This window comes from Tabrizicola fusiformis (assembly GCF_013328815.1).
In the GTDB taxonomy this organism is placed as follows: domain Bacteria; phylum Pseudomonadota; class Alphaproteobacteria; order Rhodobacterales; family Rhodobacteraceae; genus Fuscibacter.
Window position 1 is genome coordinate 334,404 of sequence record NZ_JABUHN010000002.1, and the last position, 15,176, is coordinate 349,579.

14 protein-coding genes are annotated in these 15,176 nt (G+C 66.3%); 8 read left to right on the plus strand and 6 right to left on the minus strand.

Features of this window, described 5'->3' with window-relative positions:
* The first annotated feature begins 1 nt into the window (after position 1).
* Positions 2 to 691: a phosphate regulon transcriptional regulator PhoB gene (gene phoB / locus HS053_RS04225; protein ID WP_174209957.1), complete on the plus strand. Its 690-nt coding sequence runs from the start codon at positions 2 to 4 to the stop codon at positions 689 to 691.
* A gap of 72 nt (positions 692 to 763) precedes the next feature.
* Complete coding sequence (locus HS053_RS04230) at positions 764 to 1,537, plus strand: DUF2189 domain-containing protein (RefSeq protein ID WP_174209958.1); 774 nt, start codon at positions 764 to 766, stop codon at positions 1,535 to 1,537.
* On the opposite strand, the gene HS053_RS04235 is transcribed toward HS053_RS04230, so the two are convergent.
* From HS053_RS04235 to HS053_RS04255, 5 genes are all read right to left on the minus strand, one after another.
* On the minus strand, positions 1,534 to 1,956 hold the full coding sequence (locus HS053_RS04235; protein ID WP_174209959.1) for a DUF1801 domain-containing protein: 423 nt from the start codon (positions 1,954 to 1,956) through the stop codon (positions 1,534 to 1,536). The genes HS053_RS04230 and HS053_RS04235 overlap by 4 nt on opposite strands.
* A gap of 108 nt (positions 1,957 to 2,064) precedes the next feature.
* Complete coding sequence (locus HS053_RS04240; RefSeq protein ID WP_174209960.1) at positions 2,065 to 2,586, minus strand: bactofilin family protein; 522 nt, start codon at positions 2,584 to 2,586, stop codon at positions 2,065 to 2,067.
* The gene (locus tag HS053_RS04245) at positions 2,576 to 3,904 is read right to left on the minus strand and encodes a DUF5930 domain-containing protein (RefSeq protein ID WP_174209961.1); all 1,329 of its coding nucleotides are present in this window, start codon (positions 3,902 to 3,904) and stop codon (positions 2,576 to 2,578) included. Before HS053_RS04245 ends, HS053_RS04240 begins: the two co-directional genes overlap by 11 nt.
* Before the next feature lie 187 nt (positions 3,905 to 4,091).
* The gene (locus HS053_RS04250) at positions 4,092 to 4,913 is read right to left on the minus strand and encodes a ferritin-like domain-containing protein (RefSeq protein ID WP_174209962.1); all 822 of its coding nucleotides are present in this window, start codon (positions 4,911 to 4,913) and stop codon (positions 4,092 to 4,094) included.
* A 90-nt stretch (positions 4,914 to 5,003) separates the two neighbouring features.
* Positions 5,004 to 5,462 (minus strand): peroxiredoxin, encoded by a 459-nt coding sequence (locus HS053_RS04255; protein ID WP_174209963.1) that lies wholly within the window; start codon positions 5,460 to 5,462, stop codon positions 5,004 to 5,006.
* A gap of 109 nt (positions 5,463 to 5,571) precedes the next feature.
* Between HS053_RS04255 and HS053_RS04260 the strand changes: the two genes are divergently transcribed.
* The 6 genes from HS053_RS04260 (at position 5,572) to HS053_RS04285 (ending at position 14,747) form a co-directional block, all read left to right on the plus strand.
* On the plus strand, positions 5,572 to 8,946 hold the full coding sequence (locus HS053_RS04260) for a YhdP family protein (RefSeq protein ID WP_241699743.1): 3,375 nt from the start codon (positions 5,572 to 5,574) through the stop codon (positions 8,944 to 8,946).
* Complete coding sequence (gene queA, locus HS053_RS04265; protein WP_174209964.1) at positions 8,943 to 9,974, plus strand: tRNA preQ1(34) S-adenosylmethionine ribosyltransferase-isomerase QueA; 1,032 nt, start codon at positions 8,943 to 8,945, stop codon at positions 9,972 to 9,974. The genes HS053_RS04260 and queA overlap by 4 nt, the downstream gene beginning before the upstream one ends.
* 224 nt (positions 9,975 to 10,198) lie before the next feature.
* Positions 10,199 to 11,416 carry an MFS transporter gene (locus HS053_RS04270; protein WP_174209965.1) on the plus strand — a complete coding sequence of 406 codons (1,218 nt, stop codon included), beginning with the start codon at positions 10,199 to 10,201 and terminating at the stop codon, positions 11,414 to 11,416.
* Positions 11,417 to 11,468: 52 nt separating this feature from the next.
* Positions 11,469 to 12,056, plus strand: a complete 588-nt coding sequence (locus tag HS053_RS04275; protein ID WP_174209966.1) for a DUF924 family protein — start codon at positions 11,469 to 11,471, stop codon at positions 12,054 to 12,056.
* A 75-nt stretch (positions 12,057 to 12,131) separates the two neighbouring features.
* Positions 12,132 to 13,523: a dihydrolipoyl dehydrogenase gene (lpdA, locus tag HS053_RS04280; protein ID WP_174209967.1), complete on the plus strand. Its 1,392-nt coding sequence runs from the start codon at positions 12,132 to 12,134 to the stop codon at positions 13,521 to 13,523.
* A 63-nt stretch (positions 13,524 to 13,586) separates the two neighbouring features.
* On the plus strand, positions 13,587 to 14,747 hold the full coding sequence (locus HS053_RS04285; RefSeq protein WP_174209968.1) for an MFS transporter: 1,161 nt from the start codon (positions 13,587 to 13,589) through the stop codon (positions 14,745 to 14,747).
* Here the strand turns inward: HS053_RS04285 and HS053_RS04290 are convergent.
* Positions 14,737 to 15,090, minus strand: a complete 354-nt coding sequence (locus tag HS053_RS04290) for a rhodanese-like domain-containing protein (protein WP_174209969.1) — start codon at positions 15,088 to 15,090, stop codon at positions 14,737 to 14,739. The genes HS053_RS04285 and HS053_RS04290 overlap by 11 nt on opposite strands.
* Between the last annotated feature and the right edge of the window lie 86 nt (positions 15,091 to 15,176).

Below are 15,176 nucleotides of genomic sequence, written 5' to 3' on the forward strand. Positions count from 1 at the left end.
GATGGCCGATCCGCGTCCGCTTGTGCTGCTGGTCGAGGATGAGCCCGCCCAACGCGAGGTTCTGGCCTACAATCTGGAGGCCGAGGGTTTCGAGGTGGCGCAGGCTTCCAACGGCGAAGAGGCACTTGAGGCGGTGGCCGATACCCCGCCCGACCTGATCCTGCTGGACTGGATGATGCCGCATGTCTCGGGGCTTGAGGTGTGCCGCCGCCTGAAACTGCGCCCCGAGACGCGCAACATTCCGGTGATCATGCTGTCGGCCCGGTCCGAAGAGGTGGACAAGGTCCGCGGCCTGGAAACCGGCGCCGATGATTATGTGATCAAGCCCTATTCCGTGGTTGAACTGATGGCGCGGCTCAAGGCGCATCTGCGCCGGGTGCGGCCCTCGACCATCGGGATCGTGCTGGAATGGGGCGATATCCGGCTGGACCCGGAAACCCACCGCGTCACGCGCGGGGCGTCGCAGCTCAAGCTGGGCCCGACCGAGTTCCGGCTGCTGGCGACCTTCTTGGAAAAGCCCGGCCGGGTGTTTTCGCGCGATCAGTTGCTGGATCGGGTCTGGGGGCGCGACATTTATGTCGATACCCGCACGGTGGACGTGCATATCGGGCGGCTGCGCAAGGCGCTGATGGCGCAGGGCGGCGATGACCCGCTGCGCACGGTGCGCGGCGCGGGTTACGCGCTGGGCTGAACGCCGCTGCGAAAATACATCTTTTTCAAACCTCTATTCCCCGCATAGGCTTTGCCGAAAAGGGAGGACAGGATGGAAGCACGCGCGGCGGACAGGCCCGAGATTCTGCATGTCGAATGGTCCGACATCACCCATGCGCTGCGCAAAGGCTGGCGGGATTTCCTGCGGGCGCCGCATTACGGGCTGTTCTTCGCCTGTTTCTATGTCGCGGGCGGCTGGCTGGTGACCTGGGCCATCATGGCCAAGGGGCAGCTTTGGTGGACCCTGCCCGCCGGGGCGGGGTTTCCCATTCTTGGCCCGTTCATCGCCTGCGGCCTTTACGAAGTGTCGCGGCGGCTGGAGCAGGGCATTCCCCTGAACCGGCATGAGATTTTCGGCGTGATCTTTCGACAGAAGGACCGGCAGATCCCCTCGATGGCAGCCATTGTGGTGGTGTTCTTCCTGTTCTGGAATTTTCTGGCCCATATGATCTTTGCGCTGTTTCTGGGCAATGCGACGCTGACCAATGTCACCTCGTCGCTGGCGGTCTTCACCTCGTCTCAGGGGCTGACCATGCTGGCGGTGGGCAGCGTGGTGGGGGCAGGTTTTGCCACGCTTTTGTTCAGCCTGACCGTGGTCAGCCTGCCGATGCTTCTGGACCGCGAGGTGGATTTCGTCACCGCCATGCTGACTTCGTTTGGGGTGGTCAGGGAAAGCCCGGTGGTGATGCTGGGTTGGGGGCTGGTGATTGCGGTGATGCTCTTTGCCGGCATGGCGACGCTGTTCTTCGGCCTCTTTGCCGCGCTGCCCATTCTGGGCCATGCCAGTTGGCACCTCTATCGCCGCGCGATCGGCTGGGAAAGCTAGAGCCGGACCCCGGGCAGGCGGCTGGCCTGAAGAATCCAATCCGTCAGCAGCGCCTCGTCCAGCGGCTCCCCTTCGTGGATGTCGAAATAGCGCACCTCGGGCTGGCGCGAGGGGCCCGGCGGCACCGGCATCAGGGCCGCACCGCGAAAGAAGGCAAGGTTGACCCGGCGGGTATAGCAGCGGAATGACAGGAACCATTCCCTGTCATTCAGGCCATAAAGCGGGTTGTTCCATTTGACGGCCTTGTGCAGCCCCGGCACCGTGGCCGTGATCAGCGCATCCAGCCGCTGCCCGACATCGCTTTTCCAGCCGGGCATGGCGGCGATATAAGCGCGCACCGGCGCCTCGCCATGACCCTTGGCGATCTGCGGGTTCCCCCCGGACAGAAGCACGGGTGGCGTCTCGGCTGGGGTGGTCATGCGGCATCCTCCGTGATCTGACGATGCCGGGGTGGGATGGGGCGGTCAAGCCGCCATGAAAAAGGGCGCCCATGGGGCGCCCGTTTCATCAGCCGAAGACGCTTTGCCTCAGGGTTCTTCACCGGCGACGGCCGGGGCCACGACACGGCCTGCGGCCGGCGGAACGGCGGTGCGGCCGGTGGCAAGCGGGTCGTCCTGACGCTGTACCGAGCCTTCGAAATGCGCGCCAGATTCAATGGCGATGGTCTTGTGGATGATGTCGCCTTCGACCTTGGCGGTCGAGGTCAGCCGCACCTTCAGCCCGCGCACCCGGCCGATCACCCGGCCGTTGACGACGATATCATCGGCCACGATCTCGCCCCGGATGGTGGCGGTTTCGCCCACGGTCAGGAGATGGGCGCGGATGTCACCCTCGACGGTGCCCTCCACCTGAATGTCGCCGGTGGTGCGCAGATTGCCCACCACGGTCAGGTCGGCCGACAGGACCGAAGCCGCGACCTTGCCCTTGGGAGCGGCAGAGGTGAAATCCATCGTCGGTTTGCTCGTCACGCCGCCAGCCTCCGGGGTCTTGGGTTTGTCGGTTTCGCCCTGCTTGGGACCGGGTTCGTTGATGCGGCTCTTAGAAAACATTGTTCGCTGCCTTTATGAAGGTCATCGGATTGACGGCGGCCCCGCCGATGCGGACCTCGTAGTGAAGATGTGTGCCGGTCGAGCGGCCCGAATTGCCCATATCACCGATCCGCTCGCCGCGCGAGACCCTTTGGCCCACCTCGACCCTGATCTGCGAAAGATGGCCGTAGCGGGTTTCAAGGCCGAAGGCGTGCTGAATCTTGATCAACCGACCATAGCCGTTTTCCCATCCGGCATGGGTCACAACCCCGTCAGCGGTGGCATAGATCGGGGCACCATAGCTGCCGGCCATATCGACACCCTCATGCTTGCGGGTGCCCGCGCCCTTGGGGTCATTGCGATAGCCAAAGCCGGAAGTCCAGCGGAAGGCGGTCTTCACCGGCATGGCAAAGGGCGTCTTGAAGGCGGCGATGCGGTAAAGGTTCATCTCGTCCAGACCCTTGAGGATGGCATTGGCGCGCATCTCTTCAAGGCTGGGCGGCTGGCCCTTGGTTGAAAGCGTGATCGGCGTCAAAGGCCCGCCCTGCCCGGAATAGCCTTTGCGGACCGAAGTCAGAAGGTCGTCGGGCGACAGGCCCGCATCGCGGAACATCTTTTCCAACGGCTCGACCGAAACCGTCAGCGCCTCTTCCAACTGGGTGAAGATCACCACATTGCGCTGTTCCAGTGCCTTCTTGTCGGCGGCGATAATGTCGGCGCGTTCGGCGGCCTTCATCGCGGCGCCTTCCATCAGGTCGCGCTCTTCGGCGGTGGAGCCCAGACGTTCGGTCAGGAAATCGACGGTGGCGGCGGCGTCGCGGGCGCGGCCCGCCTCGGTCACGCCGGTTCCGGCGCTGGCCAGCACCGCCGAAGCTTCGGCCCGGGCCTGATCGCGCTCCTGAATGGTGCGGCGCAGGGTGGACTGGATCACGTCGATGCCGGTCTCAAGCTCGCGCCGGCGGTCTTCCGAGGCGAGAAGCCGGGCCTGCATCGCGCTGACCTGCGCAAGGGCAAGGTTGAAGCGTTCCTGCGCGCTGACCGCCTCTTCCACCCGGGCGTCGCGGTCTTCGGACAGGGCCGTCAGCCGCTGTTCATAAAGCGCCTGCTGGCGCGCGACCTGATCGCGCGAGGTGCCTGCCGAGATCGAGTCGAACATCAGGATGGCGGTGGCAAGGATGGTCCAGGCCAGCGCAAGCCCACCCACCACCACGGCAATCGCCTGGGTCGCGGGGCGCAGCCGGATGAAGCGCGTTTCGGTATCGGATTTCAGGAAAAGCCGCTGTTCGGGAAAATACCGCTCAAGCGTGGCATGGATCCGATAGGCGATGCGGGTCAGCACGAGGCGCGGTTCCGGTCTGTGAGTGGCTGGACGACCCTTCCCCGGGGCCGCCCATTGCTTACGGTGCGGTCGGAGCGGCTGCAACAAATTTGAAGAATGGGCTGGCAAAGCCCCGCCGGAACCGGGGGGTATCGGCGGGAATCTGCCGAAAATGGCGGGTTCACCCCGGAAATCCGTTTCCGCCGGATCAGCCGTCCTGCGGGGCACCATCGGCCAGCGGCCAGTAGAAATCGGGCGGCAGACCGGCCTCGGCGCGCTTCTCTTCGTTGAAGGGCGGTTTCAGGGCGCCATGGAAATAGCGTCGGACAAGCGTGTGGAACGCCTCCTTGGGGTCATCGCCTGCCCGGCCGCAAAGCCAGTTGAACCATTTTGAACCATAGGCGACATGGGCCACCTCTTCGGCATAGATCACCTGCAACGCGGCAAGGGCGCCGGTCTCTCCGGCCTTGGCGAAAATCTCGATCATGCCCGGGGTCACGTCGAGGCCCCGCGCCTCAAGCACCATCGGCACCACGGCAAGACGCCCGGGAAGGTCATCCACCGTATCCTCGGCGGCGCGCCACATGCCGGCATGGGCGGGCAGGGCGCCATAATGGCTGCCCATCGCCTCAAGACAGTCGCACATCAGGTTGAAATGCTTGGCCTCGTCATCGGCGGCCTTCACCCAGTCGTCGTAAAAGCCCAAAGGCATCGGATGATCGGTGAAGCGCGCGATGATGTCCCAGTGCAGATCGACGGCGTTCAGCTCGATATGGGCGACGGCGTGCAAGAGGGCGATGCGGCCCTGCGGGCTGCCGGGGCGGCGGCGCGGCACGTCGCGCGGCGACAGGAGTTCGGGCTGGTCCGGCCGCGCCGGGTGCAGCGGCGGCATGGCCCGCCCGATGGGCAGCGGCGCGCCCGCCGCACGCGCCGCAAACCATGCGGCGGCATGGGCCCGGCCCAAGGCGGTCTTGGCGCGGCCATCGGCGGTGGTCAGCACCTCGACCGCCATCTCTGCAAGTGTCTTCATGCCGCCCTCCGGGACGCGCCACAATTTTCCTGGAGGAAAATTGCAAATTCCTTGGAAGGAATTTGCAAGTTCCTTCCAAGGAACTTGGCCTTAACCTGCCAGCGCCGAAAGAACCTCGGCGGCATGGCCCTTGACCTTGTCCACCTTCCAGATTTTCCGCACGATCCCGTCGCCGCCGATCAGGAAGGTCGTGCGCAGCACGCCCGTCACCATCTTGCCGAAGAACAGCTTTTCGCCGTGGCTGCCCCATTGCTCCATCACGCTGCCGCCATGGTCGGACAAAAGCGGCAGGGTGATGCCCTGTTTGGCGATGAAACGGTCATGCGTCTTCACCGGGTCTTTCGACAGGCCCAGCACCACCGCGCCCGCGGCGCGGAAGGCATCGGCCAGCGCATTGAACTCCATCACCTCATTCGTGCAGGTGGGGGTGCCATCCTTGCCATAGGTGAAGAGGACCACCGGCTGCGGCCGCAGCGACGACAGGGTGACAGTGCCGCCGCCATCGCGGGGCAGGGTGAAATCGGGGGCGGGCTGACCTTCGGCGATCATGGGCGGCTCCTTGCCTTGGGGTGGGTGACCCTTGGCGATCTAGTTGCCTTTCGGCAAAGATAAAGGCAAGCCCGCGCCAGAGCTTGGCGCGGGCAAAGCGGAAGGGTGCATGGAAGACGGCAGCACAGGGCAGGAGGCGGCGGCAGGGTCGCCGCAAGCGGCGGCCGAGGCCCCCGCGCCCATGCCGCGCAAGCACCGGCGCCGGCGGGGCACCGGGCTGGCCGGGCGGCTGGTTCTGCTGACGCTGGCGCTTCTGGTCGCGGTCGGGGTCTATGGCCTGTCGGGACGTCCGATTGCCCTGCCGGTCTGGGCGGTGGCCGAGGTCGAGGCGCGGCTGAACCGGGCGCTGGAACCGACGATGCCGGGGGTTTCGCTGTCGATCGGCGGGCTGGATGTGGTGGTCGATGCCGATTGGGTGCCGCGGCTGGCGCTGGAGGATCTGCGGCTCCTGAAGGCGGACGGTTCGGCGCTGGTCTCGCTGCCCGATCTCAGGATGGAGCTGGACCCGGGCGCGCTTCTGCGGGCGCGGCTGGGGGTGCGGGCGCTGACGCTTTCCGGCGCGCGGCTGGCGATCCGGCGCGACCGGCAGGGCAATTACGACTTTGCCTTCGGCGGCGAGGCGGCGATGCCGCGGATCGAGAGTTTCGCGCAGCTTTTCGACATGGCCGATGCCCTCTTGGCGCAGCCCGCCGCCGCCAGCCTGACCCGGATCGAGGCCGAGGCCCTGACCCTCAGCCTGACGGATGAGCGCAGCGGCCGCACCTGGGAGGTGGGCGACGGTCGCCTGACGGTGGAAAACCGCCCCGATGCGCTGGCCGCCGATCTGAGCCTGACCCTGCTTGGCGGGGTGCCGGGGCAGGCGGGCCGGGTGGGAGTGCTGGCCATTTCGCAAAAGGCGACCGACAGCGCGCGGATCACGGCAACGGTCGATGGCGTGGCGGCGCAGGATCTGGCGGTGCAGGCGCCGCTGCTGGCGCCGCTGGGCATTCTGGACGCGGCGATTTCCGGCCGGTTCTCGGCAGAGCTGGGCACCGAAGGGGTGCGCGGGCTGGAGGCGGCGTTGCAGATCGGGCAGGGCGCGTTGCGTCCCACCCCCGCCGCCGCCCCCATCGCCTTTGACCGCGCCACGCTGGCGATGAATTATGATGCCGCCAGCGGCCGGGTCATCCTGAGCGATCTGGCGGTGCAAAGCCCCTCTCTGAGGCTGACCGCCGAGGGACAGACCTATCTGATGGCCGCCGATGGTCAGCGGATGGCCGGGCCACTGGGCGGGACGCTGCCGGAAAGCTTTCTGACGCAGATCCGCTTCCGCGAGGTCACCATCGACCCCGAGGGGCTGTTTCAGGAGCCGGTGCGCTTTTCCGACGGGGCGCTGGACCTGCGGCTGCGGCTGAATCCGTTCAGCGTGGAAATCGGCCAGTTGTCGCTGGCCGAAGCGGCGCAGCGGCTGACGGCGACAGGGCGGGTCGGCGCCGATGCCAAAGGCTGGAGCGCGGCGGTCGATCTGCGCCTGAACCAGATCGCGCATGACCGGCTGGTGGCGCTTTGGCCGGTCACGCTTTTGCCGCGCACCCGCGACTGGGTGGCGAAGAACATCCTGAAGGGCAAGCTTTTTGACGTCGAGGCGGCGCTGCGCATCAATCCGGGGCAAGAGCCGCGGCTGCATCTGGGCTATAGCTTTGAACAGACTGAGGTGCGCTTTATCCCCACCCTGCCGCCGATCCATGACGGCTATGGCTATTCCACCATCGACGGGTTGGTCTACACCGTGGTTCTGTCGCGCGGCCGGGTGACGCCGCCCGAGGGTGGGCAGATCGACGTTTCCGGCTCGGTCATGCGGGTGCCCGACATCACGCAGAAACCGGCGCGCGGCGAAATCACCCTGACCACGCAATCCAGCCTGACGGCGGCGCTGTCGCTGTTGGACCAGCCGCCCTTCACCTTCATGACCAAGGCCGACCGCCCGGTCGATCTGGGCGAGGGCGAGGCGCGGATCAAGACGCGGCTGTCGCTGCCGCTGCAAAAGAAGATCCTGCTGTCGGATGTCGATTATGACGTGGCGGGCACCGTCAGCGCCTTTCGCTCTGACAAGCTGGTCACGGGCCGCATCGTCACCGCGCCCCTGCTGACGGTGGCGGCCAATCCCGAAGGGCTGACGATTTCCGGGCCGGGCCTTTTGGGCAATGTGCCCTTCGATGCCACCTACAGCCAGAGCTTTGCGCCGGATCAGAAGGGCAAGGCGCGGATCGAGGGTCAGGTGGCCCTGTCGCAGGCGGTGGCCGAGGAATTCGGGCTGGGCCTGCCGTCCGGCATGGTTTCGGGTCAGGGGCAGGCGCAGGTCGGGATTGATCTGGTCAAGGGCCAGCCGGGGCGGTTGCGGCTGGTGTCGGACCTGAACCGGGTCGGGCTGTCGCTGCCCGATCTGGGCTGGTCAAAACCTGCGGCCAGCACCGGCCGCCTTGAAGCGCAGGTGCTGCTTGCCACGCCGCCCCGGGTCGAAAGCCTGTCACTGGCCGCAGCGGGGCTGAAGGCGCAGGGCACCGTATCGCTGCGGCAGGGGGGCGGGCTGGACCTTGCACGGTTTGAAACGGTGACCTTGAACGACTGGCTGCAAGGCGCGGTTGAAATCCGCGGTCGCGGTGCGGGCCGCCCGGTGGAGCTGGCAATGACCAGCGGCCGGGTGGACATGCGGCGGATGCCGCCCGCTTCGGCCCGCAAGGGCTCGGGCGTGGGGGGCGGGCCGCTGTCGCTGACGCTGGACCGGCTGACGGTGGCCGATACGGTGGCGCTGACGGGGTTTCGCGGCACATTCCAGATGGCGCGCGGCATGAAGGGCGATTTCACCGCCCGGGTGAATGGTGGTGCTGCGGTGCGCGGCTCGGTCGCGCCGGCGCCCCGGGGAACCGCGGTGCGCCTGACCTCGGACGAGGCCGGGGCGGTGCTGCGCGATGCCGGCGTCTTTGCCAGCGCCGTCGGCGGCAAGCTTTCGGTGCTGCTGGTGCCGCGCGACGACAAGGGCAGCTATGACGGGCAGGCGCGCATTCAGTCGGTGCGGGTGCGCGGCACCAATGTTCTGGCCGAGATGCTGAACGCGATCAGCGTGGTCGGCCTTCTGGAACAGTTGAGCGGCGAAGGCATCGTCTTCAACGAGGTGGATGGCGAGTTCCTGCTGACCCCCGGGGCGGTGCAGATCAGCCGCGGCTCGGCCATCGGCGCCTCGCTGGGGGTTTCGATGGCGGGGGTCTATCAGACCGGCTCGGGCAGGCTGGCGATGGAGGGGGTGATTTCCCCGATCTACATGCTGAACGGCATCGGCGCGCTCCTGACCAAACGGGGCGAGGGCGTGTTCGGCTTCAACTTTTCACTGCGCGGCACCTCGAAAGACCCTGAGGTCGATGTGAACCCGCTGTCGATCCTGACCCCCGGCATGTTCCGCGAGATTTTCCGCCGCCCGCCGCCGGTTCTGGGAGAACCCAAGCCATGAAACTGTCCGATTTCGACTTTGACCTGCCCGAGGCGCTGATCGCCACAAGGCCCGCCAAGCCCCGCAGCGCCGCAAGGCTGCTTCTGGCCGAGGGTGACAGCATCCGCGACCTGCATGTGCGCGACCTGGTCGATGTGTTCCGGCCCGGCGACCGGCTGGTGCTGAACAATACCCGGGTGATCCCGGCGCGGCTCTTTGGCAGCCGGACGCGGGGCGAAGCGGTGGCAAAGGTGGAGCTCACCCTGCTGGAGCCCGCTGCCGCCGGCTGGCGTGCCTTGGCCAAGCCGCTGCGCAAGGTCAACCCGGGCGAGGCGATCGTCTTCTCCGATCAGCTTTCCGCCACGGTCACCGCCAAATCCGAAACCGACCTGCATCTGGAGTTCAACCTGAGCGGCCCCGATTTCGACGCGGCGCTGAATGCGGCGGGGGCGATGCCGCTGCCGCCCTATATCGCCGCCAAACGCCCGGCGGACGAGGCGGACAAGACCGATTACCAGACCGTCTTTGCCCGCCATGCCGGGGCTGTTGCGGCGCCCACCGCCTCGCTTCACTTCGATGCCGAATTGCTGGCGGCGCTGGCGGCCAAGGGCGTGCAGTTCACCGAAGTCACCCTGCATGTCGGCGCGGGCACCTTCCTGCCGGTCAAGGTCGAGGATGTGACCACCCACCGGATGCATGCCGAATGGGGCCATGTCAGCCCGCGTGCCGCCGAAGAAATCAACGCCACCCGCGCTGCCGGGGGCCGGGTCATTCCGGTCGGCACCACCGCGCTGCGGCTGATCGAAACTGCCGCCCGCTCGGGCCGGGCCGAAGCCTGGGAAGGACCGACGGACATCTTCATCTACCCCGGTTTCCGCTTTCATGTGACCGATGCGCTGATGACCAATTTCCACCTGCCGAAATCGACGCTGCTGATGCTGGTCTCGGCGTTGATGGGCAAGGATCGGGTGGACAGGATTTATGCCCATGCCATTGCGGCAGGCTACCGCTTCTTTTCCTATGGCGATGCCTCGCTGCTGATCCCCTGACGCCGCGCGGCGGAAAGGTCGGCAGCCTCCGGCGGGAGTATTTCGAAAGGTGCAAATGCAAGTGCGGCGGTCCTGCATTTGCACCTTTTGAAATACTCCGGGGTCCGGGGCTGGCCCCGGTCCGCCGCCGGGGCAGGGCGTGCAAATCGGCCTTCGGTCGCAATCGGTCTGGGCAGGTTGCGCGGGCATTGCTACGATGCGCGAAAACGAATGAGGACCGCAGGATGCTGAAAGTTCTGGCCCAATCCTGGCCCCTGTTGCTGGGGGTCATGCTGTTGATGGTGGGCAACGGGGTGCAGGGCTCGCTTCTGGGGGTGCGGGGCGCGCATGAGGGCTTCACCACCTTCGAGCTGTCGGTGATCATGTCCTCGTATTTCGTGGGCTTCCTCGGCGGTTCGCGTCTTGCGCCCGAGATGATCCGGCGGGTCGGCCATGTGCGGGTGTTCTCGGCGCTCGGCTCCATGATCTCGGCGGTGCTGATCCTGTTTCCGATGGTGCTGGACGTTTATGCCTGGTCGATCTTCCGGGTGCTGATCGGCTTCTGCTTTTCGGGCATCTATGTGACGGCCGAAAGCTGGCTGAACAACACGGCCAGCAATGAAACCCGGGGGCGGGCGCTGTCGGCCTATATGATCGTGCAGATGCTGGGGATCATCGCCAGTCAGGGGCTGTTGTCGCTGGGCGATCCCACGGGATACGGGCTTTTCATCATCCCGTCGGTTCTGGTCTCGCTGGCCTTCATGCCGCTGCTCTTGGCCGATACTCCGGCGCCGACCTTTGACAGCATCAAGGCGATGAGCTTTCGCCGTCTTTTCATCATCTCGCCGCTGGGCTGCGTGGGGATGCTGCTGACGGGCGGGATCTTTGCCGCGATGTTCGGTATGGCCTCGGTCTGGGGCGCCAAGAGCGGGTTGAGCATTGGCCAGATCGCGGCCTTTGGGGCGGCGCTCTATATCGGCGGGCTGATGCTGCAATACCCCGTGGGCTGGATGTCGGACCGGATGGACCGCCGCGCGCTGGTGATGTGGCTTTCGGCGCTGGCGGCGGTGGTGGTGCTGACGGCGGGGGCGATCAAGTTTCCCTTCCCGGTCGAGCTGGTGGTGGCGCTGGTGCTGGGCGGGATCATCAACCCGCTTTATTCGCTGCTGATTGCCCATACCAATGACTATCTGAGCAAAGAACAGATGCCCGCAGCCAGTGCCGGACTGATCTTCCTCAACGGCTTTGGCGCCATCTTTGGCCCGCTGGTGACCGGCTGGCTGATGGGCGAGGTGGGCGCGCGGGGCTATTTCCTGTTCATCGGGGCGCTGTTTGCGCTGCTGGCGGGCTACGCGGCCTGGCGTATGACGCGGCGGCGGGCGCCGAAATCGACCGGCAGCTTTACCGGGCTGTCGCCCAATGCCTCGTCCCTTGCCGTGGGGGCGGTGATGGACAAGGAATGATTGCGGTAACGGGGCGAACCTGCCACGTTGCCCTGAATGCGTGGAGGTGGCGATGTCTGACCCGGTAGAGGTTCTGGATTTCTGGCTGGGCGAGGTTGGACCCGAAGGCTGGTACGCCGGGGGCGAGGTGCTGGATCTGGAATGCCAGACCCGGTTCGGGCCGATCTGGCAGGCCGCCCATGCCGGCGGGATCGAGCATTGGGTCGATGGGCCGGCGGGCACGCTGGCCTATCTGGTGATCTGCGACCAGTTGGCGCGCAACATGCACCGGGGAAGCGCGCTGGCCTTTGCCACCGATGCGCGGGCGCGGGCGGCGGCGCGGGTGGCTGTGGCCGAGGGTTGGGACATGGAGGCGCCCGAGCCGGAGCGGCAGTTCTTCTATATGCCCTTCGAGCATTCCGAAGACCCCGCCGATCAAGCCCTTGCGGTGCAGCTTTTGTCCGAGCGGGTGCCCTCGCTGCCCGAAATGGCCCTGCACGCCCGGGCGCATCAGGCGGTCATCGCCCGTTTTGGCCGTTTCCCGGGCCGCAACGCTGCCCTTGGTCGTGACGACACGCCGCAAGAGGCGGAATGGCTGGCGGCAGGCGGTTATCGTGCCGAGGTGGAGGCGCTGAAATCCAGCCATGCAAACGGCGCATAGGGGCGCGGCGGCAAGACTGTTGCTGGATTGAATGAGATAGTTTAACGCCAAACTACTTTCTTGAGGGAGGAAAACATGGCGCAGAATTTCGATGTGGTGGTGATCGGGGCCGGTCCCGGGGGCTATGTGGCGGCGATCCGCGCCAGCCAGTTGGGCCAGAAGGTGGCCATCGTGGAACGCGAACATCTGGGTGGCATCTGCCTGAACTGGGGCTGTATCCCGACCAAGGCCCTGCTGCGCAGCGCCGAAGTGTTCCACCTGATGCACCGCGCCAAGGAATTCGGCCTTAAGGTGGAAGGCGCCAGCTTCGATCTGGATGCCGTGGTCGCCCGCTCGCGCGGGGTGGCCAAGCAGCTTTCGGGCGGCATCGGCCATCTGATGAAGAAGAACAAGGTCACCGTCTTCATGGGCGCGGCCACGCTGCCCAAACAAGGCGTGGTCAGCGTCAAGACCGACAAGGGGACCGAGGAACTGACCGCCAAGGCGATCATTCTGGCGACCGGCGCCCGCGCCCGCGAACTGCCGGGGCTTGAGGCCGATGGCGATCTGGTCTGGACCTACAAGCACGCGCTGCAACCCAAGCGGATGCCGAAAAAGCTGCTGGTCATCGGCTCGGGTGCCATCGGCATCGAATTTGCCAGCTTCTTCAACACGCTGGGCGCCGATACCACTGTGGTTGAGGTGATGGACCGCGTGCTGCCGGTGGAAGATGCCGAGGTTTCGGCCTTTGCCAAGAAGGCTTTCGTCAAGCAGGGGATGAAGATCCTCGAAAAGACCACGGTCAAGAAGCTGGACCGCAGCCCGGGCAAGGTGGTGGCGCATCTCGAAGATGCCAAGGGCACCACGACGCAGGAATTTGATACGGTGATTTCCGCCGTGGGCATCGTCGGCAATGTCGAAGGGCTGGGGTTGGAGGCGCTGGGCGTCAAGATCGACCGCACCCATGTCATCACCGACGAATATTGCCGCACCGGGGTTCCGGGGCTTTACGCCATCGGCGACATCGCCGGGGCGCCTTGGTTGGCCCACAAGGCCAGCCATGAAGGCGTGATGGTGGCCGAGCATATCGCGGGCGGCCATCCGCACCCGATCAAGCCGGGCAGCATTGCCGGTTGCACCTATTGCCACCCGCAGGTGGCCTCGGTCGGCATGACCGAAGCCAAGGCCAAGGAGGCCGGGTTCACGGTCAAGGTCGGCCGCTTCCCCTTCATCGGCAACGGCAAGGCGATTGCGCTGGGCGAGGCTGAGGGTTTCATCAAGACGGTGTTCGACGCCAAGACCGGCGAGCTGCTGGGCGCCCATATGATCGGGGCCGAAGTGACCGAGCTGATTCAGGGCTATGTCGTTGGCCGCGCTCTGGAAACCACCGAGGAAGATTTGATGAACACGGTCTTCCCGCATCCGACCCTCTCGGAAATGATGCACGAAGCGGTGCTGGACGCTTACGGCCGCGCGCTGCATATCTGACGCAGCCGGGGGCCTGCCGCCCCCGGACCCCCGCTGCGGCGGGACAGCGCAAAAGGGGCGGCGATGAAGGCGGGTCTGACGATTGTGGCGCTCTGGCTGGCAGGCTTGGGCGCCGCAGCACAATTTGGCAAGATTTCCGTGGCTTACCCGTCGCTCGGCGCGGCCTATGCCGGGTATGAAGGCGTCTGGCTGGGGCTGATGGTGTCGGTCGTCGGCATGGTGGGGCTGATCTTCGGCACCACGGCGGGGCTTCTGGTGGCGCGGATCGGGCCACGGCGGGCGATTCTGGCGGCGCTGGTTCTGGGGGCTGCCGTTTCGCTGGTGCAGTCGGTTTTCCCGCCCTATCCGGTGATGATGCTGACGCGGGTGCTGGAGGGCGTCTCGCATCTGGCGATTGTCGTGGTGGGGCCGACGGCGATTGCCGCCACCGCCCCGCCGGCGCGGCAGGGGGCGGCGATGACGCTGTGGTCAAGCTTCTTCGGGCTGACCTATGCGGTTCTGTTCTGGCTGGGGCCGAAACTGATCGAAGCCGCAGGGGCGGGCGCGCTGTTTCAGGCCCATGCGCTGTGGATGCTGGGCTGTGCGGCACTGCTGGCCACGCTGATGCCCACAGACCGGCGCGCGACGGCGCAACCGGGGCAGGGCGGGCTTCTGGCGCAGCATGTTGCCATCTATGCCTCGCCCCTTACCGCCGCGCCGGCCATGGGATTTGTCTGCTATACGGTGACTTATGTCGCGGTGCTGACGCTGCTGCCGGGGCTGGCCAGCCCGGGGTGGGGCGGCTTCATAGGCGTGGCGATGCCGCTGGTCTCTATCGCGGTGTCGCTGACGCTGGGGGTCTGGCTGTTGGGGCGGATGCCTGCGGTGCGGCTGGTGCAGGCGGGGTTCGCGCTGGCGGTGCTGGGGGCGCTGGGCCTCTGGCTGGCCTGGGGGCAGGGGGCGGCCGAGGCGGGTTTTGCGCTGGTGGTCGCGGCGGCGTTGGGCATCGTGCAGGGGGCAAGTTTCGCCTCGATCCCGCAACTGAACCCCCGGCCCGAGGATCGCGCCGGCGCCGCCGGGGCGATTGCGCAACTGGGCAATCTGGGCACCACGACGGGCACGCCGCTGCTTGCTTTTCTGGTGGAGCAGGCGGGGGCCTCGGGGCTGGCGCTGTTTGTGCTGGGCTTTTCCGGGCTGGGCATTGCCATTCACGCGCTGCAGGCCCGCCGCCGCGCTAGCGCGTAACGGGGCCGCCCGCCGCGCACCAATCGCCGAAACCGCCGATGTTATGCGCGGTATAGCCCAGCCGTTGCAGCACCTGCACCGCCATGCCCGACCGCCCGCCCGAAGCGCAGAACACCGCCACCGGACGCGCCGGATCAAGCCGCGCATCATGGTCGGGGCCCTTCGGATCGGCCTTGAGCGCGATCAGCGCCAGCGGCAGATGCAGCCCGCCTTCTGCGGTGCCCGAGGCCCGCAGCTCATTGGCTTCGCGGCAGTCGATCACGGTAATCGCGCCGCTGGCAAGTCCGGCTACCGCATCGGCAGCGGTCAGGCGCGGTTTGGCGGCACCGAAGAGGTTGAACATGGCTGGCTCCGTTGTTCGGGTGCGGCCTATATATTCCTAAGTGTGAATTTGTAAAGCCCGGACGCCGCGGATCGCAGCAATTTCCA